At 71.4% G+C, this 24,200-nt stretch carries 22 protein-coding genes; 11 read left to right on the top strand and 11 right to left on the bottom strand.

Features of this window, described 5'->3' with window-relative positions; genetic code table 11:
- Positions 1-74: 74 nt before the first annotated feature.
- Positions 75-1,352 carry a M6 family metalloprotease domain-containing protein gene (locus ABZ267_RS18380; RefSeq protein WP_356746557.1) on the bottom strand — a complete coding sequence of 426 codons (1,278 nt, stop codon included), beginning with the start codon at positions 1,350-1,352 and terminating at the stop codon, positions 75-77.
- Positions 1,353-1,744: 392 nt separating this feature from the next.
- Here ABZ267_RS18380 and ABZ267_RS18375 point away from each other — a divergent pair, with 392 nt between their 5' ends.
- Positions 1,745-2,338 carry a helix-turn-helix domain-containing protein gene (locus ABZ267_RS18375; RefSeq protein WP_356746737.1) on the top strand — a complete coding sequence of 198 codons (594 nt, stop codon included), beginning with the start codon at positions 1,745-1,747 and terminating at the stop codon, positions 2,336-2,338.
- A gap of 174 nt (positions 2,339-2,512) precedes the next feature.
- Positions 2,513-4,060, top strand: a complete 1,548-nt coding sequence (locus ABZ267_RS18370; RefSeq protein ID WP_356746556.1) for an MFS transporter — start codon at positions 2,513-2,515, stop codon at positions 4,058-4,060.
- Positions 4,061-4,130: 70 nt separating this feature from the next.
- On the opposite strand, the gene ABZ267_RS18365 is transcribed toward ABZ267_RS18370, so the two are convergent.
- Positions 4,131-4,643, bottom strand: coding sequence for a MarR family transcriptional regulator (locus tag ABZ267_RS18365; protein WP_356746555.1), 513 nt, complete (start codon positions 4,641-4,643; stop codon positions 4,131-4,133).
- 181 nt (positions 4,644-4,824) lie between these two features.
- Here ABZ267_RS18365 and ABZ267_RS18360 point away from each other — a divergent pair, with 181 nt between their 5' ends.
- The gene (locus tag ABZ267_RS18360; RefSeq protein WP_356746554.1) at positions 4,825-5,607 is read left to right on the top strand and encodes a class III extradiol ring-cleavage dioxygenase; all 783 of its coding nucleotides are present in this window, start codon (positions 4,825-4,827) and stop codon (positions 5,605-5,607) included.
- A 380-nt stretch (positions 5,608-5,987) separates the two neighbouring features.
- Entirely contained in the window at positions 5,988-6,989 is a 1,002-nt protein-coding gene (locus tag ABZ267_RS18355) for a sigma-70 family RNA polymerase sigma factor (RefSeq protein WP_356746553.1), read from the top strand.
- Positions 6,990-7,224: 235 nt separating this feature from the next.
- On the opposite strand, the gene ABZ267_RS18350 is transcribed toward ABZ267_RS18355, so the two are convergent.
- Positions 7,225-8,304: a transcriptional regulator gene (locus tag ABZ267_RS18350; RefSeq protein WP_356746552.1), complete on the bottom strand. Its 1,080-nt coding sequence runs from the start codon at positions 8,302-8,304 to the stop codon at positions 7,225-7,227.
- Between the two features lie 62 nt (positions 8,305-8,366).
- On the opposite strand from ABZ267_RS18350, the gene ABZ267_RS18345 reads away from it, so the two are divergent.
- The gene (locus ABZ267_RS18345) at positions 8,367-9,926 is read left to right on the top strand and encodes an MFS transporter (RefSeq protein WP_356746551.1); all 1,560 of its coding nucleotides are present in this window, start codon (positions 8,367-8,369) and stop codon (positions 9,924-9,926) included.
- Positions 9,927-10,038: 112 nt separating this feature from the next.
- Here the strand turns inward: ABZ267_RS18345 and ABZ267_RS18340 are convergent, their stop codons facing one another.
- Together ABZ267_RS18340 and ABZ267_RS18335 are read right to left on the bottom strand one after the other, a co-directional pair.
- Complete coding sequence (locus ABZ267_RS18340) at positions 10,039-10,785, bottom strand: DUF6227 family protein (RefSeq protein WP_356746550.1); 747 nt, start codon at positions 10,783-10,785, stop codon at positions 10,039-10,041.
- A 221-nt stretch (positions 10,786-11,006) separates the two neighbouring features.
- The gene (locus tag ABZ267_RS18335) at positions 11,007-12,056 is read right to left on the bottom strand and encodes a P1 family peptidase (RefSeq protein WP_356746736.1); all 1,050 of its coding nucleotides are present in this window, start codon (positions 12,054-12,056) and stop codon (positions 11,007-11,009) included.
- Between the two features lie 259 nt (positions 12,057-12,315).
- Here ABZ267_RS18335 and ABZ267_RS18330 point away from each other — a divergent pair, with 259 nt between their 5' ends.
- The 6 genes from ABZ267_RS18330 (at position 12,316) to ABZ267_RS18305 (ending at position 17,848) form a co-directional block, all read left to right on the top strand.
- Positions 12,316-13,479, top strand: a complete 1,164-nt coding sequence (locus ABZ267_RS18330) for an MFS transporter (protein ID WP_356746549.1) — start codon at positions 12,316-12,318, stop codon at positions 13,477-13,479.
- Positions 13,476-15,803 (top strand): molybdopterin oxidoreductase family protein, encoded by a 2,328-nt coding sequence (locus ABZ267_RS18325; RefSeq protein WP_356746548.1) that lies wholly within the window; start codon positions 13,476-13,478, stop codon positions 15,801-15,803. Before ABZ267_RS18330 ends, ABZ267_RS18325 begins: the two co-directional genes overlap by 4 nt.
- Positions 15,804-15,809: 6 nt before the next feature.
- On the top strand, positions 15,810-16,412 hold the full coding sequence (locus tag ABZ267_RS18320) for a 4Fe-4S dicluster domain-containing protein (protein WP_070203589.1): 603 nt from the start codon (positions 15,810-15,812) through the stop codon (positions 16,410-16,412).
- The gene (locus tag ABZ267_RS18315; RefSeq protein ID WP_356746547.1) at positions 16,409-17,122 is read left to right on the top strand and encodes a Rieske (2Fe-2S) protein; all 714 of its coding nucleotides are present in this window, start codon (positions 16,409-16,411) and stop codon (positions 17,120-17,122) included. Before ABZ267_RS18320 ends, ABZ267_RS18315 begins: the two co-directional genes overlap by 4 nt.
- The gene (locus ABZ267_RS18310; protein ID WP_356746546.1) at positions 17,119-17,514 is read left to right on the top strand and encodes a hypothetical protein; all 396 of its coding nucleotides are present in this window, start codon (positions 17,119-17,121) and stop codon (positions 17,512-17,514) included. Before ABZ267_RS18315 ends, ABZ267_RS18310 begins: the two co-directional genes overlap by 4 nt.
- A 97-nt stretch (positions 17,515-17,611) precedes the next feature.
- The gene (locus tag ABZ267_RS18305; protein WP_356746545.1) at positions 17,612-17,848 is read left to right on the top strand and encodes a hypothetical protein; all 237 of its coding nucleotides are present in this window, start codon (positions 17,612-17,614) and stop codon (positions 17,846-17,848) included.
- Between the two features lie 16 nt (positions 17,849-17,864).
- Here the strand turns inward: ABZ267_RS18305 and ABZ267_RS18300 are convergent, their stop codons facing one another.
- The 6 genes from ABZ267_RS18300 to ABZ267_RS18275 form a co-directional block, all read right to left on the bottom strand.
- On the bottom strand, positions 17,865-18,419 hold the full coding sequence (locus ABZ267_RS18300) for an MscL family protein (protein WP_356746544.1): 555 nt from the start codon (positions 18,417-18,419) through the stop codon (positions 17,865-17,867).
- 113 nt (positions 18,420-18,532) lie between these two features.
- Positions 18,533-19,084, bottom strand: coding sequence for a hypothetical protein (locus ABZ267_RS18295; protein WP_356746735.1), 552 nt, complete (start codon positions 19,082-19,084; stop codon positions 18,533-18,535).
- Positions 19,085-19,472: 388 nt separating this feature from the next.
- Positions 19,473-20,357 carry an S-methyl-5'-thioadenosine phosphorylase gene (locus ABZ267_RS18290; RefSeq protein ID WP_356746543.1) on the bottom strand — a complete coding sequence of 295 codons (885 nt, stop codon included), beginning with the start codon at positions 20,355-20,357 and terminating at the stop codon, positions 19,473-19,475.
- Positions 20,358-20,463: 106 nt separating this feature from the next.
- On the bottom strand, positions 20,464-20,814 hold the full coding sequence (locus ABZ267_RS18285; protein ID WP_356746542.1) for an FmdB family zinc ribbon protein: 351 nt from the start codon (positions 20,812-20,814) through the stop codon (positions 20,464-20,466).
- Positions 20,815-20,880: 66 nt separating this feature from the next.
- A complete protein-coding gene (locus ABZ267_RS18280) occupies positions 20,881-22,161 on the bottom strand; it encodes an MFS transporter (protein WP_356746541.1) in 1,281 nt (426 codons plus the stop codon).
- A 318-nt stretch (positions 22,162-22,479) separates the two neighbouring features.
- Positions 22,480-24,117, bottom strand: coding sequence for a potassium/proton antiporter (locus ABZ267_RS18275; protein ID WP_356746540.1), 1,638 nt, complete (start codon positions 24,115-24,117; stop codon positions 22,480-22,482).
- Between the last annotated feature and the right edge of the window lie 83 nt (positions 24,118-24,200).

The following is a 24,200-nucleotide window of genomic DNA, read 5'->3' as shown; positions in this document are numbered from 1 at the left end:
CGGCTGATGGCCGAGGACCCGACCTCAGCGCCGCTCACGGCCGAGTGATGGCCCCGGCCCCGGCCTCCGACCGTTCACGGCCGAACGATCCGGACCCGGTAGTTCCCGTTCCCGTCCTCGTCCAGCACGGATATCCGTACGCCGTTGGCCCGGTCGGTGAACGTCTGGCCGGGCCGGAACGGCGCGTCCGACAGCTCCGCGTGCACATTGGGGCGGCGCGTGCAGCCGCCGCTGTCCTGGGTGGCGTCGGCGACGGAGACCGGGCCCTGGCCGGTGTCCACGTCCGAGCTGACCTTGTAGATCAGCACGCCGGGCCGGCACACGGCCTCGTCGTTGCCCGCCGCCGTACGGACCTCCACCGCATAGCCGGACTGGGCGCTCAGCGGGACGAAGGCGAGCTTGGTGCCGCCTTCGGTGGCCAGCGGGCCGAGCGTGTGGTCGCTGGTGCCGGGCTGCGAGGCGCAGCTGATCTGCTCGTTGTCGAGCCAGCCGAGCTTCCACTTGTGCCAGCCCAGGAAGTCGTTGTTGGCGCCCCAGTCCTCGGACATGATGTCCCAGTGGCCCACCGAGCCGCCGCCCTCCATCGTGTAGAGGTCGGGCAGGCCGAAGACATGGCCGTTCTCGTGCGGCAGGACGCGGTAGCCCGTCTGCTCGTACGATCCCGAGCCGTCGTCCTGGCGGCTGTAGACGAAGGACGTGTTGGCCAGCGGCACGCCGTCCGCCTCCGGGGCGTCGGTGTTGCCGGAGAAGGTCACCGAGAGCACGGTGTCCAGGGCGGAGGGGCCGGCGTTCGGCGTGACGAGGACGTTGACCAGGTCGTACGCCGAGAAGTCCACCTTCGGATCGGCGACCGCCACCAGGTCCTCGACCAGCTGCCGGTAGCCCGGTTCGAACGGTGAGCCGCGCTCTATCCCGTACTCCGCGAACGGCAGCGGCATCCGCAGCCACTCCTGGACGGGGGCCTCGGGACGGTAGTCGAGGCGGCCGTAGGAGCTGGTCGTGAACCAGTCGGAGGTCTGCGGGAAGAACTCCGCGAACCGGTCCTCCGCCGGTTCGCCCGCCTCCGCGTCCGGGAAGTCGATCATCAGGTTGAGCGCCTTGACCTCACCGGTGGAGCGGGCGTAGCCGGGCGGGGTCGGCATGCCGAGCGACATCTGGACGCCCATGGTCGTGGCGATCCGGCACGGGGCGACCGTGGAGTCCTCGGCGGTGGCCGCCGGGCCGGCCGCGGCCCGTCCGGCGCCGGGGAGCGTGGTGCTCGCCGACGCCATGGCGGCTATGACCAGGGCCGTCGCTCCGGCCAGGGCGAGGGGGCGGCGGTGACTGCGTATCCGGTGGCGGGGCTGCTGCATAGAGGCGCCTTCGGGGTCCGCGGCAGCCGGCCGACCCTGACTGCGCTCTGGCGATCAGCCTGTGCCGGGCGCTCCGGAGGCGCTCGCTGGGTGCGCCGATCGGAGGTTTTTCGCCGCCGGGTGGTGTGACTCAGGTCACAGCGAGGAGCGGAAATAAGCGGGGAGGCTCTCCCCGTTTGCATCGGTGTCCCCCTGAAGCGGGGAGTTGATCCCCGGTTACGAACGGGGGTCGGCCGATCACTCACCGTCCGGAGAGAAGGTCCGCAGCCGTGGAGACCGTCACCGACGCCACCGACGTCACGTGTGCCACCGACGCACCTGGCGCCGCGTGCGCCACCGACGCCACCGCACCGTCGGCCCGGCGCCGTACGCCGCGCCCGCGGGCCGACGCGCTGCGCAACCGTGAGCGGATCGTCGCGGCCGCACGTGAGCTGTTCGTCGAGTTCGGGCCGGACGTGCCGCTCGACGACGTCGCACGGCGGGCCGGCGTCGGCAACGCCACGCTCTACCGGAACTTCCCCGACCGCGCCGCGCTGACCCACGAGGTCGTGCTCGCGGTCACCTCCCGCACCACCGCGAGGGCCGAAGAGGCCGCAGCGGCGGAGGCCGACCCGTTCGCCGCGCTCAGCCGTTTCGTGCACGCGGCCGCCGACGAACGGATCGGCGCGCTGTGCCCGATGCTCTCCGGCGTCTTCGACCGGGACCACCCCGACCTGCTCGCCGAGCGAGACCGCCTGGAAGCGGCGGTCGAAGGACTCGTGTCGCGCGCCATGTCCGCCGGGCGACTGCGTACCGACATCGCCGTCGGTGACGTACTCGTCGCCCTCTCCCAGCTCACCCGGCCGCTGCCCGGCATCGCCTGCCTGGACATCGACCGCTTCACCCACCGCCATCTGCAGCTGTTCCTGGACGGACTGGAGGCCCCGGCCCGCTCCGTACTGCCCGGATCGGCGGCCACCCTGGAGAACCTGAGGCGCCGCGACTGACGCCCGGGCTCCGGCCCCGTAATCAACGTCCTTTTACGTTCACGCACGTACCTACTCCGTCACGCACGCACTCCCATCACGTACGTACTCCCATTCACGCGTACGCCAGCACGTACCGGCGACTGATCTCGCGACGTCCTCGGCGCCCTCGCATGTCCCTAGGTGGCTACTCCCATGTCAAAAACCGCTGACGCCCCGCTGTCGAGAACGGCCGGCACCGGGCTCCCCGATCCCAGCCGCTGGAAGGCGCTCGCCTTCATCGCGCTCGCCCAGCTGATGGTCGTGCTCGACGCGACCATCGTGAACATCGCTCTGCCGTCCGCCCAGACCGACCTCGGCATCTCCGAGGGCAACAAGCAGTGGGTCATCACCGCCTACGCGCTCGCCTTCGGTGGTCTGCTCCTCTTCGGTGGCCGGATCGCCGACCTATGGGGACGTAAGCGCACCTTCGTCGTCGGGCTGATCGGCTTCGCGCTGGCCTCCGCGCTCGGCGGCGCCGCCCAGAACGAGGCGATGATGTTCGGCTCCCGGGCCCTGCAAGGTGTCTTCGGCGCCCTGCTCGCTCCCGCGGCCCTCTCCTTGCTCGCCGTGATGTTCACCGACGCCAAGGAGCGCGCCAAGGCGTTCGGCATCTACGGGGCCATCGCCGGTGGCGGTGGCGCGGTCGGGCTGATCCTCGGCGGCTTCCTCACCGAGTACCTGAACTGGCGCTGGACGTTCTTCGTCAACATCCCGTTCGCCGTCGTCGCCGCCGTGGGCGCGTACTTCGTCATCCGTGAGCCCTCCGGCACCCGCAACCGCTCGCCGCTCGACATTCCCGGCGTCGTCCTCTCCACGCTCGGCCTGGTCGCGCTGGTCTACGGCTTCACGCGCGCCGAGTCGGCCGGCTGGTCGGACGGTCTGACGATCACCATGTTCGTCGCCGCCGCCGGGCTGCTGCTGGCCTTCGTCGTGACCGAGTCGCGCGTGAAGTCGCCGCTGCTGCCGCTGCGCGTCCTGACCGAGCGCAACCGCGGCGGGGTCTACCTCTCGCTGGGGCTCGCGATCATCGCGATGTTCGGGCTGTTCCTCTTCCTGACCTACTACCTGCAGATCGTGAAGGGCTACTCGCCGGTCAGGACCGGCTTCGCCTTCCTCCCGATGATCGCGGGCATGATCACCGGTTCCACCCAGATCGGCACCCGGCTGATGACCAGGGTCCCGCCGCGGCTGCTCATGGGCCCCGGCTTCCTGGTCGCCGCCATCGGCATGCTGCTCCTGACCCAGCTGGACCTCGACACCAGCTACGCGGCCGTCATCCTGCCCGGCATGCTGCTGCTCGGCCTCGGGATGGGTACGGCGTTCATGCCGGCCATGTCCCTGGCCACACACGGCATCGAGCCGCGTGACGCGGGCGTCGCCTCCGCGATGGTCAACACCTCGCAGCAGGTCGGCGGCGCCATCGGCACCGCTCTGCTCAACACCATCGCGGCCGGTGCCACCACCGCGTACATCGCCGACAACGCGGCCCGCGCCACGGACCCGAAGCTCCTGGAGCTCCAGGCCATGGTCAGCGGCTTCGCCAGCGCGATCTGGTGGGCGGTCGGCATCCTCGTCGCCGCCGCCGCGATCGCGGCCGTTCTGATCAACACCGGCCGTCCGGGAACGGGGACCGGAGCTGTGTCCGGCGGCGACACCGAGGGAGCCGAGGACGAGCTCCGGATTCCGGTGGTCGCGCACTGACGCCACGGCCTCATGGGTCTGCCCCGGTTCCGCCGTACCGGCGGGGCCGGGGCAGGCGTGTGTGCGGGGTTCAGCGGAGCCAGGGCAGATCCGCGTCCGGTCCCTCCGGTTCGAGCCCGTGGGCCAGCACGCGCATGATGTCGCCGAGGCTGCGCACCTGCTCGGGCGTGAGCCGGTCGAAGAGCGCCTGCCGTACGGCGTCGACGTGGCCCGGCGCCGAACGGGTGAGCATCGCGTAGCCCTCGTCGGTGAGCACCGCGTTCTGGCCACGCTTGTCGGACGGGCACTCCTCGCGCCGCACCCAGCCGTTCTTCTCCAGCCGGGCGATGGCGTGCGAGAGCCGGGAGCGGGTGATCTTCACGTTCCTGGCGAGCTCGGTCATCCGCATCCGGCGCCGAGGGGCCTGGGAGAGCTGGACGAGCAGCCCGTAATAGGTGTGGGGCATGCCCGCGTCCCGCTGCAGCTGACGGTCGAGGTGATCCTCCAGCAGCGTGGTGGCATGCAGATAGGCGCGCCAGACGCGCTGCTCCTCGTCGGTGAGCCAGCGTGTCGCGCCGGTGGATGCCGTGGTCATGTACTCCACTGTACGACCTTTTCTTGAAAGTTTAACTAGATAGGGCTAAGGTCTCCGGAGGTAGGAACTTGAAGGTTCAATAACCTGGCCGGTGGGATTCCGCAGGACCCTTGAAGAACCATCCCCCGGGATCAGGCATTCATGATCAGTGTCCGGTCTCCGGTGGAGAGTGGACAGGGAGTGGAGTGTCATGACGGTCACCGCGGAGCGCATGCCCGCCCTCTACCTCTCGCACGGCGCCCCGCCACTCGCCGACGACCCGGTCTGGCCCGGCCAGCTCGCCGCCTGGTCCGCCACGCTGCCGCGCCCGCGCGCGATCCTCATGGTCTCGGCGCACTGGGAGGAGGCGCCGCTCGCGCTCGGCGCCGTCCAGCCGGTCCCGCTGGTCCACGACTTCTGGGGCTTTCCCGAGCACTACTACCGCGTACGGTACGGAGCTCCCGGCGCCCCGCAGCTCGCCGACAGCGTCCGCAAGCTGCTGCGCGGCGCCGGTACGCCGGTCCAGGACATCCCGGACCGCGGCCTCGACCACGGGGCGTACGTGCCGCTGGTCGAGATGTTCCCGGACGCCGACATCCCCGTACTCCAGATCTCCATGCCGACGCTCGACCCGCAGAAGCTGATGGACATCGGGCGCAAGCTCGCGCCGCTGCGGGACGAAGGCGTGCTGATCGTCGGCAGCGGCTTCTTCACGCACAACCTGGCCGCGCTGCGCCACCAGGGCGGCGGGGTGCCGGGCTGGTCGGCGGAGTTCGACGACTGGGGCGACCGCGCGCTGCGGGCCCAGGACGTCGACGCACTGCTCGACTTCGAGCACACGTCACCCGCCGGAAAGCTGGCCCACCCGCGCACCGAGCACTTCGCCCCGCTCTTCGTGACGCTCGGCGCCGCCGAGGAGGAGCTGGGCCGGGGCCGAAGCGTCATCGACGGCTTCTGGATGGGCCTGGCCAAGCGCTCGGTGCAGTTCGGCTGAGAGCGCCGGTCGCGAGCAACCCCGAGGCGATACGGGTCGTCTTCCGGGGTACACGCGAGGTCGGAACGTTCCGGGCCGCCAGGGACGTTCTCGGTAGAGGGCGGCGTGGCCCATGGGCGTGGCTTCCTGTGAGCGCGGCCTCACCCGGAGCGGCGTCGCAGGCTTCCCGCCAGGGCTGCCAGGGCCTCTGCGCACCGTGCCTGACCTGCGTTTACGCGGGTGTGCGGGCCAGGTTTCGTCCGGTCGGCGCCGGACAGGGTACTGCATGATCGCGAAAATGAATGGGCGGCATGGGAATTCTGTCCGGATTCCAGTCGTTGTTTCCATCGGATGCAGGGCACCCGAGAGGGTGTCGCGACCTACTCAGCAAGGGAGCACGCATGGCAACCCGTGCCGTCGCCCGTCGTTCGTCCACCGCCTCCGGTGGGACCGACCGGGCAAGCAGTGTTCGCGCCGTGGGCGGGGAAATCGCCGATCGCGACCTGGTCGGCATGTACCTGGACGAGATCGCTCGTACGCCGCTGCTCGACGCCGCCAAGGAAGTCGACCTCTCCCAGTCCATCGAGGCGGGCGTCTACGCCCAGCAGATCCTCGACGGCGAGGTGGAGAGCGAGGCCGGTGGCGCGAAGCGTGAGGAGCTGGAGGCGCTGGTCGCCGAGGGCGAGCGCGCCAAGGACATATTCATCCGTTCCAACCTCCGCCTCGTCGTTGCCGTGGCCCGCCGCTACCCGCGCGCGGGGCTGCCCCTGCTCGACCTGATCCAGGAGGGCAACGCGGGCCTGGTCCGCGCGGTCGAGAAGTTCGACTACGCGAAGGGCTTCAAGTTCTCCACGTACGCGACGTGGTGGATCCGCCAGGCCATCACCCGGTCCATAGCCGACCAGTCCCGCACGATCCGGCTCCCCGTCCACCTGGTGGAGGAGCTCGGCCGGATCCGCCGGGTCCAGCGCGAGTTCAACCGGGAGAACGGGCGCGATCCCGAGCACGCGGAGATCGCCGCCGAGCTCGACTCCAACGCCGAGCGCGTGGGCAACGTCCTGGACTGGGCCCGCGACCCGGTCAGCCTCAACATGTCGGTCGACGACAACGGTGACACCCAGTTCGGCGACCTGCTGGAGGACACCTCCGCCGTCTCGCCCGAGCAGTCGGTGATGACGCTCCTGCGCAGCGAGGAGCTGGAGGACCTGATCGGCAAGCTCGACAACAGGACCGCCTCCATCATCAAGATGAGGTACGGCATGGAGGACGGCCGCGAGCGGACGCTGACCGAGGTGGGCAAGCAGCACGGCCTGACGCGGGAGCGGATCCGCCAGATAGAGAAGCACGCCCTACTCGAATTGAAGCGAATGGCACACGACACGGGCTTTGACGCTGTGGCGTGAGCGGATAACCCGCTAGCCTCCCCATCAAGCCGGTCAACCCCGGCCGACCGACCGGTTTCCCACCGGTCCCCGGAACTGAGTCCCGGCGCCCACCCCCCCCGGCGTCGGGGCTCACCCATGTCCGGGGTGGTGTCGGGGTCCGGGGAGCGGTCCATGCCCGGGGCCGTCCGGGCTTCGGCGGCCCTGGTGCGGCCGAAGCCGCGAGTGGTCCTTGGTCCGGCCGGGGCCGCACCGGTCACCGTCCCGGCGAGGCCGCTCGGGTCAGTCGGGCGCCGAGGCTCTCCACGTACGCCACCAGCTCCGGCGGCCCTTCCACGGTGAACTCGCACTCCACCAGCGCGAGCCGCAGCGCCACCCACTCCAGCGAGTCCGTACACGAGGACCGCAACCGGCAGCCGGCCTCGGCGTCCGGTCCCGCCCCGGGCTCCGGTCCCGCCCCGGGCTCCGGCCCCGCCCCGGGCTCCAGCACCGCCCCGGGCTCCAGCACCGCCCCGGGCTCCGGTTCTGGCACGCCGAGCGTCGGCGGCAGCCGCGCCGCCACGAACTCCGCCGGCGCCGCGAACCGCACATCGAGCCGCAGCTCCGGCAGCCGGCCCGCCATCGACCGCGCGAAGAACCGTGCCGCGTCCTCCGCTCCGCCCTCGCCGCCCTCCACGGGCAGCGGCCGAGCCGTGAACCGGGCGCCCGTCGCGAACGGCTCCGAGACCCGGTCCACCCGGAACGTCCGCCAGTCCTCCCGCAGCAGGTCGTACGCCACCAGGTACCACCGTCGCCCGGTGCTCACCAGCCGGTACGGCTCGACCTGCCGCTTCGTCTCCGTACCGTCGCCACTGCGGTACGAGAACCTCAGCCGCTCCTGTCCGGTCGCCGCCGAGGCCAGCGTCGTCAGGGTCCGCGGATCGATGGTGGCCCCGTCGCCGCGCGTCAGCGGCACCGTGGCGTTCTGCAGCGCCGAGACCCGGTGCCGCAACCGCGACGGCAGCACCTGTTCCAGTTTCGCCAGCGCCCGTACGGAGGCTTCGTCGACGCCCTCGATGGCGTGTCCGGCCCCGGCCCGCAGCCCGACCGCGATGGCGACCGCCTCCTCGTCGTCCAGCACGAGCGGCGGCAGGGCGGCTCCGGCGACCAGCCGGTAGCCGCCCACCGAACCGCGTGAGGCCTCCACCGGATATCCCAGGTCCCGCAGCCGGTCGATGTCGCGGCGGATGGTGCGCGGGCTGACGTCGAGCCGTTCGGCCAGCTCACCGCCGGGCCACTCGCGCGGGGTCTGGAGGAGCGACAGCAGCTTCAGCAGTCGTGCCGGGGTGTCGGTCATGGGATCGAGGATGCGCGCCCATCAGGTCACGATCAGTCCTAATGAAGGAATAGCTTCTTCTCATGTCTTCTTCCGCAGCGCTGCCGGACCCGGCACCGAACACCGCATCGAGCACAGCACCGAGCACCGCACCACCTCTGCCCGGCCCCACCGACCGGCGCCGCTGGTTCGCTCTCGCCATCGTGATGACCGCGGCCTTCATGGACCTCGTCGACGTCACGATCGTCAACATCGCCATCCCGAGCATCAGCCAGGACATGGAGGCCTCGGTCTCCGCGATCCAGTGGATCACCGCCGGATACGCGCTCGCGTTCGCGGCGGGGCTGATCACCGGCGGCCGGCTCGGCGACATCTACGGGCGCAAGCGGCTCTTCCTCATCGGCATCGCCGGGTTCACCGTCGCCTCGGCCCTCTGCGGCCTCGCGCCCAACTCCGACATACTGGTCGCCGCCCGCATCCTCCAGGGTGCGACGGCGGCGCTGATGGTGCCTCAGGTGCTCTCGATCGTGCACGCCACCTTCCCGGCGCACGAGCGCGGCAAGGTCTTCGGCCTCTTCGGCGCGGTCGTCGGCCTCGGTGCGGTCTCCGGTCCGCTGCTGGGCGCGCTGCTCACCGAGTGGGACCTCTTCGGCCTCGGATGGCGGCCGATCTTCCTGATCAACCTGCCCGTCGGCATCGCGGGCCTGATCCTCGGCGCGAAGTTCATCACCGAGTCCAAGGCGCCGCGGGCCATGCGGCTGGACCTGACGGGCGTCGGCCTGGTCACGCTCGCCATGCTGATGCTCATCTACCCGCTCACCCGAGGGCACGAGCTGGACTGGCCGCTCTGGGGCCACTTCTCGATGGCCGGCAGCCTGTTCGTCTTCGCGCTCCTCGTCCGGCACCAGCGGCAGAAGGCGGTCATCGACGGATCGCCGCTGATCGAGCTGTCCCTGTTCCGGATCAAGAGCTTCGCCGCGGGCATCGCCGTACAGCTCACCTTCGGCGTCGGCCTCGGCATCTTCTTCCTGGTCTGGACCCTGTACATGCAGCTGGGCCTGGGCTGGAGCGTCCTGCGGGCCGGTACGACGGGCATCCCGTTCTCCGTCGCCGTCTCGGTGGCCGCCGGGATCTCCGTACAGAAGCTGGTGCCCCGCTTCGGCCGCAAGGTCCTCCAGGCGGGCGCGCTCCTGATGGCCGCCGGGCTCCTGACGTACCTCTGGGAGGCCGAGCACTACGGCCTTGCCATCACCTCCTGGCAGATGGCGGTTCCGCTGGTCGTCATGGGCGTCGGGATGGGCCTGATCGTGGCGCCGCTGACCGACGCGATCCTCTCCGAGGTCCCCAAGGAGCACGCGGGTTCGGCGTCCGGGCTGATCAACACCGTGCAGCAGATGGGCACCGCGCTCGGCCTCGGCCTGGTGTCGGTGGTCTTCTTCGGCGCGATCGGCGACCGGCTCGCCCCGCAGGAGGTCGGCCCGGCCTTCGTGAACGCCTTCCAGCAGTCACTGTGGTGGGTGGCCGGAGTGCTCGCGGTGATCTTCCTGCTGATGTTCGCACTGCCGTCCCGGCCGAAGGCGCACGTGGAGGGCGAGGCGGCGGGTGACGCGCCGCTCACCAAGGAGCCGGCACTGAAGGGCTGAGCGGCGGGGCGGGGGCCGGTACGACGTGCGGGTGCCGGGTGAGGGGCGGGAGGGTGCCGGGCGGGCGGCGGGGCTCGGCCCGCTCGCCCGTCGTCCGGCGCACTCCCTGGGCTCAGCAGATCCTCGTACGGCTCTCCATCGCCGCCCGGGCCGTGTGCTCGTCCTCGTACACCTCGCACATGTGGCGGCCGTCCGGGGTCGCCGTGTGCTCGACCTCCCACAGGCTCGTCTCGCTGCCGTCCAGCAGCAGGAAGGCGTGCTCGTAGAGCGTGAACCCGGCCTCCTGCCCGTCCACTTGGCACTGGCGCCCGAAGATCTGGGTGATGTGGTGGGCGAAGGCGGACCGGAGCAGCCGCGCCTTCGCCTCGCCCGGCCGGTCGCCGTTCTCCGCGCGGCGCAGGACCCGGCGGGCGTGGTCCGCCGAGTTGTCGGGAGCGTACGTCCGGGGCGCGGGGGCCGGGGGAGCGGACATCAGGACCGTCAGGATCTCCAGCTCGCCGCGGCTCGCCTCGTCGCCGAAGGCCGGCGCGTCGGAGAGGCTCCCGGCCAGCCGGGCCGCCGCGATATGGGCGTCGCCCTCGTCGGCGTAGAGCTCATGGAGGCGGGGCTCCTGCTCGTCCCGGCCACCGCTGTGCACCAGCTCCCACAGGGCCAGGTCGGAACCGTCGGTGAGGAGATACGTGTGGCGGTAGGTCTCCCGGTGCAGCACGGGGCTGTGGTGCGACGAGTGCAGTGAACTGCTGTGCGCCAGCGCCGAGCCGAGCAGGTCGACCGTGTCGTCGGGAAGGTCGAAAGAGTTGAGGGCGCGTCGCAGGAGTCGGTCGAGGTGCTGCTCGGTTGTCTCGTACGGATCGCTCAAGGTGCTGTCTCCAGGCCGTCGCCGCGTGTTACTTGATGCGTGCATAACGTAGTCCCTGGGTCTGACATCGTGACCGGGGTTCGTAAAAACGTAAGGCGCCTGAGATAAGTTCCCCGTCTGTTCCCAGCGCATTTCGGGCGGTTGGGGGTGAACTCCCTTGCCTAGGTTGCGAGTCGGGCGCCCGCGCGCCCCGTCACCCGAGCCGCGCGCCCCCTGACTCCCTACCTCTCCCCGTACAGATCGGCGTAGGCGAGGAACGTGCCGCCGGCCCCTTGGACGCTCCGGGCCGCGCGCACCGCCTTCACGATCGCGCGGGCCAGCACGTCCGCGCCCGCCGCGAGGATCTCGTTGACCGCGACCGGGTTCTCCGCAGCCACCGAAACCCGGCCCGTGGCCAGCGCGAACACGGTGTCGCCGTCGGTCAGCAGATGGACCGGACGCACCGCGCGGGCCATGCCGTCGTGCGCGGTGCCCGCCAGCTTCTGCGCCTGGGCCCGGACGAGAGCCGCGTCCGTCGCGACGACCGCGATCGTGGTGTTGAACGGCGGAGCCCCGCCGCCGGCCGCCTCCGCCGCCTCCCGCTCCCGCGCCAGCCGCCGTACCGCCTCCGCATGCGTCGAAGCCGCCGGGTGCGCGGGCGGCTCCCCGGCCCCGTACTCGCCGAACAGCACCCCGGTACGGGGATCGAGCACCGAACCCGCCGCGTTGACCGCGACCAGGGCGGCGACGGTGACCCCGGAAGGCAGCCGCACGCTCGCCGTGCCGATGCCGCCCTTGAGCTGCCCGGCCACCGCACCCGTACCCGCGCCCACGCTCCCCTCCGCCACCGGCGTTCCCGGCTCGGAGGCGGCCGCCGCCTCCACCGCGGCCCGCCCGGTCGACGCGTCGGGCCGGGCCCGCCAGTCACCGCCCCGGCCGAGGTCGAAGAGCGCGGCCGCCGGAACGACCGGCACCACCTGTCCGGGCTCCACGCCGACCCGGACGCCCCGGCCCTGCTCCTCCAGCCAGGCCACCACGCCGGAAGCGGCGTCGAGCCCGTACGCGCTGCCGCCCGTGAGGACGATCGCGTCGACCCGCTGCACCAGGTTGCGCGGATCCAGCGCATCCGTCTCCCGCGTCCCCGGCCCACCACCCCGCACATCCACGGCCGCCACCGCCCCGCCCTTCGGCGCCAGCACCACGGTGGTCCCGCTCAACGCCCCGACCCCGTCCACCTGCGCATGCCCGACCCGGATGCCGGCCACATCGGTCAACGCATCCAGCAACGGCAGCGCGTCCTGCCGCAACGCGTCCTCCTCCAGCAACGGCTGCGCTTCCTCCGACAACGGCGGACGCGGGTCCTCGGCGGCGGTCATCGGGTACTCCTCGGTTCGGCGGCCGTCGCCCACGACCGGGCGCGGCCTCGTCCACGTACGCTCCGAACGTACCGGCGCCACCCGGGCCTGTCCCCTGCGCCTGTCCGGGCGACCCGCTCACCCTCTTACCGCCCAGAACGGGTCCAACTGCTGTAAACGGTCCTACGGTGGCCGAGTGACCGAGCCGCCAGAAGCCTCCGCCGCCCCCGCCCCAGCCGACCCGGATCCCGCCGGCAACCACACGGACACGCACTCCGGCAACCGGACGGGCACGCGCCCCGGAGACTCCGCGAGCGCGGCTCCCTCCACCGGCCCCCGCTCCGTCACCGCACGGGCGACCCTGGCCGGCGTCGTGGTCTCCGCCCTCCTGATCCTCGCGATCGTGCTCGGCAGCCGCATGCTGCGCAACTTCGACTCGGCGCTCCTCCCGTACGCCGTCGCCACCGTTTTCCTCGCCTTCGGCGTCGCCTACCGCTACACGGTCTGGATCTCCGCCCCGGGCGCCCGACGCCTCTTCAAACAGGGCTGGCGCAGCCTCTTCTCGTACGAGAACTTCCGTCAGGCCCCCACCGCTCTGCCGAAGATGATCGCCACCTACCTCGGCTTCCAGAAGTTCCTCGGCGCCCGTTCCCACGCCCGCTGGGCCGCCCACCAGCTGATCTTCTGGGGCTGCGTCCTCGCCGCGCTGATCACCTTCCCGCTCACCTGGGGCTGGTTCACCTTCACCTCGGGCAGCGGCTCAGGACCCGGCTACGAGATGCGGATCTGGGACATCAAGATCCTCGGCTTCGACTCGCTCTCCTTTCTCGGCTGGCTGATGTTCCACGGCCTGGACATCGCCGCCGTGCTCGTCATCCCCGGTGCCTCGTACTTCTTGTGGCGCCGGATGAAGGACCGCGGCGCCTCGACCGGCCAGCGCTTCGCCTACGACCTGGTGCCGCTGATCGCGCTGATCGTCATCTCCGTGACCGGGCTGCTGCTCACCTTCTCCTCGATCTTCCTGCACGGCGGCGGCTACCAGTTCCTGGCGATCATCCACATGGCCTCGGTGGTCTTCACGCTCATCTACATCCCCTTCGGCAAGTTCTTCCACATCGTCCAGCGCCCGGCCGCGGTCGGCATGCAGCTGTTCAAGTACACCGGCCGCCAGGACGACAAGGTCTTCGCCTGCCGCCGCTGCGAGGAACCCATCGACACCGGCCCGTACGTCGAGAACCTGCGCGGCACCATGCGCGACCTCCGCCTCGACTTCGACGCGTGGGCCGAGTACTGCCCGCGCTGCAAGCGGGTGCTGCGCGGCAGCGCCTACCTCTCCCATGTGAAGAAGGGCTTCAAGTGACCGCGGAACCGCGAGCCGCCGCCGACCGCCGCACCTTCATCCCGCTCGACCCCTCCCTCGCCCCGCCCGGCACCCGCGCCTTCCGCGACGCCGGCTCCATCCCGGCCGACCAGTGGCACGCCGACCAGAACGGCGAGACCCTCGTCCCCACCCACTGCTGCTTCTGCGGCGTCCAGTGCGGGATGTATCTGCGCGTGGACCGCGGCGGCAAGGTCTTCGGCGTCGAACCCCGCAACCACGACATCAACCGGATGCGGCTCTGTCCGAAGGGCATCAACGCCTACCAGCAGGTCAACCATCCCGACCGGCTCACCGCCCCGCTCATGCGCCGCTCCCGCGACGAGGAGTTCCGCGAGGTCTCCTGGGAGGAGGCGCTCGACTTCACCGTCGCCGAGGTCAAGCGCATCCAGCAGACCTACGGCAACGACGCCTTCGGGCTGCTCGGCGGCGCCAGCCTCTTCTCCGAGAAGACGTATCTGGTCGGCAAGTTCGCCCGGGTCGCGCTCAAGTCCCGGCACGTCGACTACAACGGCCGCCTCTGCATGGTCAGCGCGGCCGGCGCCAACAAGCTCGCCTTCGGCATCGACCGGGCCGGCAACCCCTTCTCCGACATCCTCCTCACCGACTGCCTGCTCATCGCAGGATCCAACGTCGGCGAGTGCTTCCCCGTGATGACCCAGTACGTCTGGGGAGCCCGGGACCGCGGGGCCAGCCTCATCGTCATCGACCCGCGCGAGACCGCCATCGCCCGGACCGCCGACATCCACGTCGCCCTCAAGCCCGGCACCGACGCGGCCTTCTTCACCTCCGTACTGAACGTCGTCATCACCGAAGGGCTCACCGACGAGAACTACCTCGCCGCGCACGCCACCGGCTGGGAGGAGGTCAAGGCCAAGGCCGCCGAGTATCCGCCGTCCCGCGCCGCCGCGATCTGCGGAATCCCCGCCGAACAGATCGTCCAGGTGGCCCGCACCTTCGCCCGCGCGCCGAAGGCCATGGCCTGGCACGCCCGAGGCATCGAACACCACTCGCAGGGCGTCGAGAACTGCCTCTCCGTGATCAGCCTCTGCACCGCCACCGGCCACATCGGCAAGCCCGGCGCCGGCTACGGCACCCTCACCGGCCAGGGCAACGGGCAGGGCGGCCGCGAGCACGGCCAGAAGTCCGACCTCCTCCCGGGCGGCCGCTCCATCACCAACCCCGAGCACCGCCGCCAGATCTGCGAGATCTGGGGCATAGAGGAGTCCGAACTCCCGCCCGCCGGGACCTCCATGATGGAGATGGTCTGGCAGATGCGGCGCCGTGAGATCCGCGGCCTGATCGGCATCTGCAACAACCCCTTCGTCTCCCTGCCCAACTACCAGGTGGTCAAGGAGGGGTACGACGCCACCGAGTTCCACGCCCAATTCGACTTCTTCCTCTCCGAGACCGCCGCCAACGCGCACGTCGTCTTCCCCGTCACCACCTGGGCCGAGGACGAAGGGGTGATGGCCAACGCCGAGGCCCGCGTGGTCAAGCACAACAAGGCCCAGGACCCGCCGCCCGGCGTCCGCACCGACACCTGGGTCATGTGCGAACTGGCCCGCCGCCTCGGCGCCGGCGACAAGTTCGACTTCCCCGACTCCCGGTCCGTCTTCGAGGAACTGCGCACCGCCTCCGCCGGCACCGTCAACGACTACTACGGCATCACCTACGAACGGCTGCAGGAGACCGGCGGCATCGCCTGGCCCTGCCCGTCCACCGACCACCCCGGCACCCCGCGCCTCTTCGAGGACGGGAAGACCTATCATCCCGACGGCAAGATCCACCTCCAGGTCGTCGAGTGGCACCCGCCGATGGACCCGTACGACGACGAGCACCCCATGTCGCTCACCACCGGCCGGACCGTGGCCCACTTCCTCTCCGGCAACCAGACCCGCAGGCTCGGCGCCCTCGTCGAGCAGACCCCGCGCCCCTGGGCCGAGATCCACCCCTCCCACGGCTTCCGCAACGGCGAGCCCGTACGGATCGTCACCCGGCGCGGCAGCGAGGTCTTCCCGGCCCTGGTCACCGAGGCCATCCGCCCGGACACCGTCTTCGTCCCCTACCACTGGCCCGTCCCGACCGCGGCCAACGCCCTCACCATCGACGCGCTCGACCCGCGCTCCAAGATCCCCGAGTACAAGGTGTGCGCCTGCCGCATCGAGCACGCCGAACGGATCGACGAGGTCCCCGCGCCGCCGGTCGCTCCCGGCCATGTCGCCTACCCGGAGACCCAGGTCTCCCGTACCGACCCGCTGCCTCCCACGGCCCCGCAGGGTCGTGGCACCTCGGAGAGGAGCTGAGTCCCCATGATGGGCCGCACGATCTTCATCGACCCGGGCCGCTGCATCGGCTGCCAGGCCTGCGTCTCCGCCTGCCGCGAATGCGACTCGCACCGCGGCACATCGATGATCCATCTCGACTACACCGACGAGGGTCACTCCGTCGCCTCCCTTCCGACCGTCTGCATGCACTGCGAGGACCCGGTCGCGCCCTGCGCCGAGGTCTGTCCCGCCGACGCGATCCTGGTGACCGCCGACGGTGTGGTGCAGCAGGCCGACACCACCCGCTGCATCGGCTGTGCCAACTGCGTCAACGCCTGTCCCTTCGGCGTACCGAAGATCGACCTCGGAGCCAAGCTCCAGCTGAAGTGCAACCTCTGCTACGACCGCACCGCCTACGGCCTCGCCCCCATGTGCGCCACCGTCTGCCCGACCGGAGCGCTCTTCTACGGGACCGTCGAGGAGCTCCAGGCCGAGCGGCCCGGCGTCCAGGTCGCCGACACCTTCGTCTTCGGCGAGACCGAGGTCCGCACCGGCGTGGCCATGGTCGTCCCCGCCGAGAAGGTGCAGTGGCCGGTCCCCGGCGGCCTGCCCGTCGTCGAGATCAACGGGAAGGACGTCCGCCGATGAGCGTCACCGAACAGCAGCAGGGCGGCGACCACCCGACCGGAGGAGACCCGCGCGAGGCGCTCCACGACCGGATCGCCGCCGACTCCCTCACCACCCGGCGCGACTACCTCCGGATCGTCACCACCGTCTCCGGCGGCCTCGCCGTCGGCGGCATCGGCGTGGCCGCGGGCATCCTGCACCGCCACGGCGACGACGAGGACGGCAAGGCTCCCGAGGCCAGACGCATCGCCCAGCGGCTCCAGCCCGGTGAATCCATCGCCTTCCGCTACCCGGGCGAGGAGGACCGGGCCGTCGCCGTCCGGCTCGACGACGGCACGCTCGTCGGCTACTCCGCCGTCTGCACCCACCTCGCCTGCGCCGTCCTCTGGCGCAAGGACCGGGGCCGGGAGGGCGAGCTGTACTGCCCGTGCCACGAAGGCGTCTTCGACGCCCGCTCCGGCGAGGTCACCGCCGGGCCGCCGCCGCGCGGGCTGCCGAAGGTCGTCGTCATCGAGGAGACCGACGGCAGTATCTGGGCCGTCGGGACGACCCGCTCCGGCGAGAGCGTCGAGGCGGGCCTCTGCCGCCAGCTCGGCGGCGACCGCCCCGACCTCGCCGCCCGCATCGGCTGCCCCGACATCGGCTCCGGCGCCGAATCCCCGCCCCGGGCTCCCGGCCCCGCCGCTTCCGCCACCTCCGGCCCCACCGAGACCTCCGGCAGGCGGGCATGACCGACGCCCCGCACCCCGAGCAGCCGCTGCCGCCGCCGGGCAGCCACTATCCGACGTACCACCCGGGCAGCGCCGACCCCGCGCTGAACCGGCCCGTCCATGAGCGGTATCCGCAGATCCGCCCCACCAGCGGTTACGGAGACCCGCGCGTCCGCCGCACCGGGCCCGGCCCCGGTGCGGGCACCGACCAGGAGCCCGAGCGCTCCTCCAAGCTGACCGCCCGCCTCACTCTGGCGATGACCGTGGTCATCGGCCAGCTCTGGGGCCTGACGGTGCTGGTCGACGAGTGGATGGAAGGCAACACCGGGACGGCTTGGTGGGGAGCCGGCTTCCTCTGTCTGTCGTTCCTCGCCGTACTCGGCCTCTGGCTGATCGACCCGAAGGACCGCTGACCGCCGCCGGTCCCGGAAGCCGGACGCGACCCGCCGACGGATCTGCCCGGTCCGCCGGCGGCCCGCGCCCCGCACCCGGCCGCCGTACCCTGGAGACATGAGTTCCGCCCCCACACCCGGTCCGCGAGAGTCGAAGCAGCAGCGACAACATCGGCCGGCACAGCCGCCGCGGGAACCGCGACCGAAGCCCAAGCCGGTCCTGATCTTCGACGATCCGCTGGACCAGCAGTCGGCGGACGACACGGACCGGGGCTGGGGTGAGCGGCCCTCCGGCGGCTCCGGCGCCGCCGACCTCGCGCGCTTTCTCGACGAGAAGCCGCCCCACCACATCTGAACCGCCGGCCGGCGGACTACCTCTCCCCGTCCCGGCCCCGGCCCGGCAGCGTCCCTTCGCCCTCGCCCGGTCCACCGAAGCCGCCGGTCCCGGCACCACCGACGCCGCCCGCGCCACCACCGCGCTGCGCGACCAAGGCGTCGCGGATCTCCTTGAGCACCTCCAGCTCGCTCACCTCCAGCGTCTCGCGCACGCCTTCCTTGGCGGCCTGCGACGCCGCCCGCCGGGCCAGGTACTTGGCCATCGGCAGCACCAGCAGGAAGTACACGACAGCGGCGGTGATCAGGAAGCTGAGGGTGGCGCTGAGCACCGAGCCCCACAGGATCTCGATCCCGTCCATCTCGCCGGTGGCCGGGTCCGTCGTGCACGGGCCCCGCAGGCAGGAGCTGTAGTTGTCCAGATCCTGCGTGCCGAACGCGCCGACCAGCGGATTGATGATGCCCTTGACGAACGCGTTCACGATGTTCGTGAACGCGGCGCCGATGACGACGGCCACCGCGAGGTCGATCACATTGCCGCGCGTCAGGAAGGCCTTGAAGCCCTCCAGGAGACTGACCTTCTTCTCGCTCACAGGTGAGCCTTCTTTCGCACGTGCGGTGACGGGAGCAGACTGCTCCGCCACCTAAGGCGGGAGAAGGCGACACTGTCCAGTCCCGTAATACGCACGGGTGACCTGAGGGTGCGTCAGTTCGCATCGGACACCGCCACCGCCAGCCGCCCGGAAGCGCCCGCGCCCAGCAGCGCCGTAGCGGCGGACCGCTCCACGGACAGCACCACCAGAGCCCCCTCCGGCGCCGCGCCCATGCCGGCCACCCCGTCACCGCCACCACCACTCAGGCCACCGTCACCGCCGGCCGGTCCCGGCACGTGCGACACCCGCACTCCGCGTACCACCGCGCGGGCGTCGTCGCCCGCCTCGCCGACCGCGATCACATCGACGCGGTCTCCCGGACGCAGCAGCCGTACGGTCGCCGCGTCCGCGATCCGCACCGGCGCCGAGACGAGACCTTCCGCCGAGCGCCCGGCCTCCGCACCCGTGCCGCCAGTGCCCGAGAACCCCGCGCCCGAGACGCCCCTCTCCGAGACTTCCGTGCTCGGAGCGGTCGCATCTGGGACGGCGGCGCTGCCCAGACCCGTCGTGGCCAGCGCCGCGCCCGCCAGCGCGACTGCCGCCGCGATCGCGCGCCGCTGTCTGCGCAGCATCCGCCGCAGCCGGTACGTCCCGCCGCCCCGCACCCGCAGCGGCGCGAACGGCCCGACTCCGCACGGGGCGGGCGGCGGAGCGGGAGGGCGGGGCGGCGGTTTCACGCGGTCCACGGCGCTCGCGGGAGCGGCGGAGATGTGGGACGCGGGGAAAGGAGACGGAGACATGGCGTCACCTGCAATCGGATGCGAATGGATGCGAACGGACGAAGGAAGGCCGGCCGGTGGTCCCGGCCGAACTCCCCTCACGATCCACGGTCCGCGCGAATCCCGCTGAGGCCTGTGGACGGCCCCGCGCATGTGGATAACTCCGTCACCCGATCCGGCGACCCGCCTGCGGCACTCCCGGCACCCCCGGCGGGCCGCGACCCGCCGCGATCCCGGCGTCCCGACCCGCCGCGCCCCGCGTCCCGACCCGCCGCTACGGCAGCGCGACCCCCGTGTCGATCCCGTCCAGCGCGTGGGCGCAGGCGCAGTTGCGGGTTCCCGTCTCCGGCAGCCCGCTCACCGCGTCGAACAGCACCGACCGGAGCCGGTCCACGTTGGCCGCGAAGACCTGGAGCACCTCCTCGTGCGAGACGCCCTCACCGGCCTCCGCGCCCGCGTCCAGGTCGGTCACCAGGGTCATCGTGGTGTAGCAGAGTCCCAGTTCGCGGGCGAGCACGGCTTCCGGATGTCCGGTCATCCCGACCACCGACCAGCCCATCGCCGCGTGCCAGCGGGATTCCGCGCGGGTGGAGAAGCGCGGCCCTTCGACCACCACCAGGGTCCCGCCGTCCACCGGCTCCCAGCCGCGTCCGCGCGCAGCGGTGAGCGCGGCCTTCCGGCCCTCGGGGCAGTACGGATCGGCGAAGCCCAGGTGCACGACGTTGGGTACGGTCCCGTCGGCGCGGGCGTCACCGTCGTAATACGTCTGCACGCGGTTCTTGGTGCGGTCCACCAGCTGGTCCGGGACGAGCAGCGTGCCCGGGCCGAACTCCGGGCGCAGCCCGCCGACGGCGCACGGGCCCAGCACCTGACGGACACCGACCGAGCGAAGCGCCCAGAGGTTGGCCCGGTAGTTGATGCGGTGGGGCGGCAGATGGTGACCGCGGCCGTGGCGGGGCAGGAAGGCCACCCGGCGGCCGGCGATCTCGCCGAGGAAGACCGAGTCGCTGGGCTTCCCGTACGGGGTGTCCACGGCGACCTCGGTGACGTCCTCCAGGAAGGAGTAGAAGCCCGAGCCGCCGATGACCCCGATCTCCGCGCCCGGCGCCGTACCCGCGATGTCTGTGCCGGAGCTCGTGTCCGTATGTGCGTTCACCATGCGGTCACCGTATCCGGGTGCGTATCCGGAGCCGCGCGTGGGAAACGCACGGACCCCGCCGAGTCGTTCGGCGGGGTCCGGTGAAGCGTGTGGGGCGTACGCGGGCTCAGGCGGCCGACGTACCGCTCGACGACGAGGCCGGCGCGGCCGCCGACGACGAAGCGGAGGACGGGGACGACGACGAAGCGCTCGACTTCGCGTCCGAACCCGTCGACGGGGACGACGAACCGGAGTCGGACGACTTCGAGGACGACGACGCCGACGTGCTGCTCGACGAGGAGCCTCGGCTGTCGTTCCGGTAGAAACCGGAACCCTTGAAGACGATGCCGACCGCAGAGAACACCTTCTTCAGGCGTCCGTCGCAGCTCGGGCACACGGTCAGGGCATCATCGGTGAACTTCTGCACCGCCTCGAGGCCCTCGCCGCACTCGGTGCACTGGTACTGATAGGTCGGCACTTGCTCCTCCTGGCACTCTCACTCAATGAGTGCTAACGACGCTCCATACTGACGTATTCCGCGGGATCAGTCCACCGTGACCGGCTCGCGGTGACCGATCCCACGTGCCACCGTGCGGCCCACGGACCTCGGCGCCAGTCGCGAGCGCAGGGCCAGCAGGGTCGCCAGCGCCAGTACGGTACCGGCCAGCGGGACCAGGAAGCCGGTGCTCGCGCCGTGGGCGTCGGCGAGTTGACCCGCCACGGTCACGGCGGCGGCCTGGCCCAGGGCCACGGCGCCGGTCAGCCAGGTGAAGGCCTCGGTGCGAGCGGTGGCGGGCACCAGCGACTCGACCAGCGTGTAGCCGCTGATCAGCGCCGGAGCGATGCAGAGGCCGACCAGCAGGCCGAGCCCGGCCAGCAGCGGAACGGAGTGCACGGCCCAGAGGCCGGACGCCATGAGCGTCAGTGCCACATAGCCGACGACGAGGCGGCGCTGCGGGCTGCTCTTCCAGGCGATGGCACCGCAGACGATGCCGGCCAGCATGTTGCCCGCCGCGAAGATCCCGTACAGCAGACCGTTGACGCCGGGGTGGCCGATCTCCTCGGAGAACGCCGTCAGTGAGACCTGCATGCCGCCGAAGACCGCGCCGATGCCCAGGAAGGCGACGACGAGCACGCGGACGCCCGGCACGGAGAGCGCCGAGGTGTGCGGCCGGTCCGCCGTGGCGGCGGGCCGGGGAGGGGGCTGGGTGGCGCGCTGCGCGGCGAAGAGCAGACCGCCGATCAGCGTCAGGGCGGCCTCGGTGATCAGCCCGGCCGCCGGGTGCACGCCGGTGCAGAGCGCGGTCGCGATCACGGGACCGAGGACGAAGGTGAACTCGTCCGTCACCGACTCGAAGGCGGCGGCGGTGGACATCAGCGGAGAGGCGGGCCGGTCCGGGGTGGCTCCCAGCATCGCGGCCCAGCGAGCGCGCACCATCGGACCGATCTGCGGCACCGAGGCGCCGGTGGGCACCGCGGCGGCGAACAGCGCCCACAGGGGCGCGTCGGCCAGCGCCAGCGCGGTCAGGGCGCCGACGGAGACGGTGTGAATCAGGACGCCGGGCAGCAGGACTGCCCGCTGGCCGAACCGGTCGGCGAGTTTGCCGCCCTGCGGGGCCACCAGCGCCATGGAGACGCCGGCGACGGCCGCGACGGCGCCCGCGCTGCCGTAGGAGCCGGTGGTGTGCTGCACGAGCAGCACGATGCCGATGGTCAGCATCGCGAAGGGCTGCCGTGCGGCGAAGCCCGGAAGGAGGAAGGTCCACACACCGGGAGTGCGGAGCAGCTGCCCGTATCCGGGGCGGTCGGTGACCGTGGTCGCCACGGTCCTTGCCTTTCTGCTGCCTGGTAGCGCTGCTTCCTGGCGCCTTTGTGGGGCGGGCCGGACGGAAGCGGCCGAGAGCTGTCCTCTTCGCGCGGAACTGCGGTAGATGCCGGGCGACTCGCTGCCATCGGCGAAGAAACGCCGGGCGAAGAGACACCACGACCGCCATACGGTCGCGCCAGCTCTGCATCAGACAGAGTTGGTCGATCAGTGTGCCTTTTATCGTACAGGCCGGAAGCCCTGTACGCCTGTGAATGCGCACAGAGCCTCCTGGTGGGCCTGTGATCCGCGTCCTAGGAGCGACGCGTGTGCCTCCTTCTAGCGACGCGCGTTCGTCCTAGGCGTTTCGCTGGAGGAGTCACCAGGGATGTCGTCGGCCGGTCCGAGCTTCTTGACCGGCGTCACGGGTGTCACCGGCCTCACCGGCGTCACCCGCCTCACCGGTTTGACGGACCCAGCCGAGCCCGGGGCCTTCGGACGCCCGGACGGTCCGGGGTTCCCGGGTGTACCGGACGACCCGCTACCGCCGCCCGTGCCCAGCCAGCCGGCCAGCTTACCGCCCTCGCCGACTGCCCGCAGCCGGGCCTCCGCCTGGTCGCGTACCGGGTCGGTCGCCACCACCAGCAGCTCGTCGCCGCGCCGCAGGACCGTGGTGGGCGATGGCACGAAGCTCTCGTCCTCGCGGACCACCAGCGTGACCGCGGCCCCGGCCGGGAGCCGGAGCTCGCCGACCTCGACGCCGTGCATCTTGGACTTCTCCGGGATGTCGACCGACAGCAGGTGGCCGCGCAGCCGCTCCAGCGGAGCCGACTCGACGCCCAGGTCGTCGGCCTCGGCCTCGTCGTCGGCGATCTTCAGCTTGGCCGCGACCCAAGGCAGCGTCGGGCCCTGGATCAGCGTGTAGACGATGACCAGGACGAAGACGATGTTGAAGATCCTCGTGCTGCCCTCCACGCCGGAGACCATCGGAATGGTCGCCAGGATGATGGGCACCGCGCCGCGCAGCCCGGCCCACGAGATCAGCGCCTTCTCGCGCGCCGGAAGCCGGAACGGCGCCAGGCTGAGGAAGACCGACAGCGGCCGGGCCACCATGGTCAGCACCAGACCCACCACGACGGCCGGCCAGAAGTCGTCGACCAGGTCGTGCGGGGTGACCAGCAGGCCGAGCAGCACGAACATGCCGATCTGGGCCAGCCAGCCCAGCCCGTCGGCGAAGCCACGGGTGGCGGGCCAGTGCGGCAGCTTGGAGTTGCCGAGGATCATGGCCGCCAGGTAGACCGCCAGGAACCCGCTGCCGTGGGCCATGGCACCGGCCGCGTACGCCATCACGGCGATGGCCATCACGGCGATCGGGTAGAGGCCGGAGGCGGGCAGGGCCACGTGCCGCAGGCCGAGCGAGCCCAGCCAGCCCACCGTGATGCCGATGGCGGCGCCGATGGCCAGCTCCAGGGCGATCTCGCCGACCAGCAGATACCAGTGCTCGACCGGGCCGACCGCGGAGAACGCGACGACGAGGATGACGACCGGTGCGTCGTTGAAGCCGGACTCGGCCTCCAGGAGGCCGGTGATCCGGGACGGCAGCGGCACGCGGCGCAATACGGAGAAGACGGCGGCGGCGTCGGTGGAGGAGACGACCGCACCGATGATCAGGGCCTGGCGCCAGTCCAGGCCGACCAGGTAGTGCGCGGCGGCGGCCGTGATGCCCACGCTGATGCCGACGCCGATGGTGGAGACCACCGCGGCCGCGGGCAGGACGGGCCTGACCTCCTTCCACTTCGCTCCGAGTCCGCCCTCGGCGAGGATGACGACCAGCGCGGCGTAGCCGATCACCTGGGTCAGCTCGGCGTTGTCGAACTTGACGTCGAAGATGCCGTCCTGCCCGAGGGCGATCCCGATGCCGAGATAGAGGAGCAGGCTGGGAAGCCCGCTGCGCGAGGAGATCCGTACCGCCGCCACGGCGACGAGCAGGACGAGCGAGCAGACGAGCAGGAGTTCGTTGAGCGCGTGGACAGTCAGGGTCCGTTCCTTCCCTGCGTGCG

Origin of the sequence: Streptomyces sp. NPDC006174 (assembly GCF_040614075.1) — a bacterium.
Classification (GTDB): Bacteria; Actinomycetota; Actinomycetes; order Streptomycetales; family Streptomycetaceae; genus Streptomyces.
This window is presented reverse-complemented; position numbering and strand designations above follow the sequence as displayed.

What these genes read in the sequence shown, in the direction of transcription:
- ABZ267_RS18320 (WP_070203589.1), top strand. Translation starts at nt 15,810, where the DNA reads ATGATGGGCCGCACGATCTTCATCGACCCGGGCCGCTGCATCGGCTGC.
- ABZ267_RS18315 (WP_356746547.1), top strand. Translation starts at nt 16,409, where the DNA reads ATGAGCGTCACCGAACAGCAGCAGGGCGGCGACCACCCGACCGGAGGA.
- ABZ267_RS18345 (WP_356746551.1), top strand. Translation starts at nt 8,367, where the DNA reads ATGTCTTCTTCCGCAGCGCTGCCGGACCCGGCACCGAACACCGCATCG.
- ABZ267_RS18290 (WP_356746543.1), bottom strand. Translation starts at nt 20,357, where the DNA reads ATGGTGAACGCACATACGGACACGAGCTCCGGCACAGACATCGCGGGT.
- ABZ267_RS18305 (WP_356746545.1), top strand. Translation starts at nt 17,612, where the DNA reads ATGAGTTCCGCCCCCACACCCGGTCCGCGAGAGTCGAAGCAGCAGCGA.
- ABZ267_RS18310 (WP_356746546.1), top strand. Translation starts at nt 17,119, where the DNA reads ATGACCGACGCCCCGCACCCCGAGCAGCCGCTGCCGCCGCCGGGCAGC.
- ABZ267_RS18360 (WP_356746554.1), top strand. Translation starts at nt 4,825, where the DNA reads ATGACGGTCACCGCGGAGCGCATGCCCGCCCTCTACCTCTCGCACGGC.
- ABZ267_RS18370 (WP_356746556.1), top strand. Translation starts at nt 2,513, where the DNA reads ATGTCAAAAACCGCTGACGCCCCGCTGTCGAGAACGGCCGGCACCGGG.
- ABZ267_RS18380 (WP_356746557.1), bottom strand. Translation starts at nt 1,352, where the DNA reads ATGCAGCAGCCCCGCCACCGGATACGCAGTCACCGCCGCCCCCTCGCC.
- ABZ267_RS18355 (WP_356746553.1), top strand. Translation starts at nt 5,988, where the DNA reads ATGGCAACCCGTGCCGTCGCCCGTCGTTCGTCCACCGCCTCCGGTGGG.
- ABZ267_RS18350 (WP_356746552.1), bottom strand. Translation starts at nt 8,304, where the DNA reads ATGACCGACACCCCGGCACGACTGCTGAAGCTGCTGTCGCTCCTCCAG.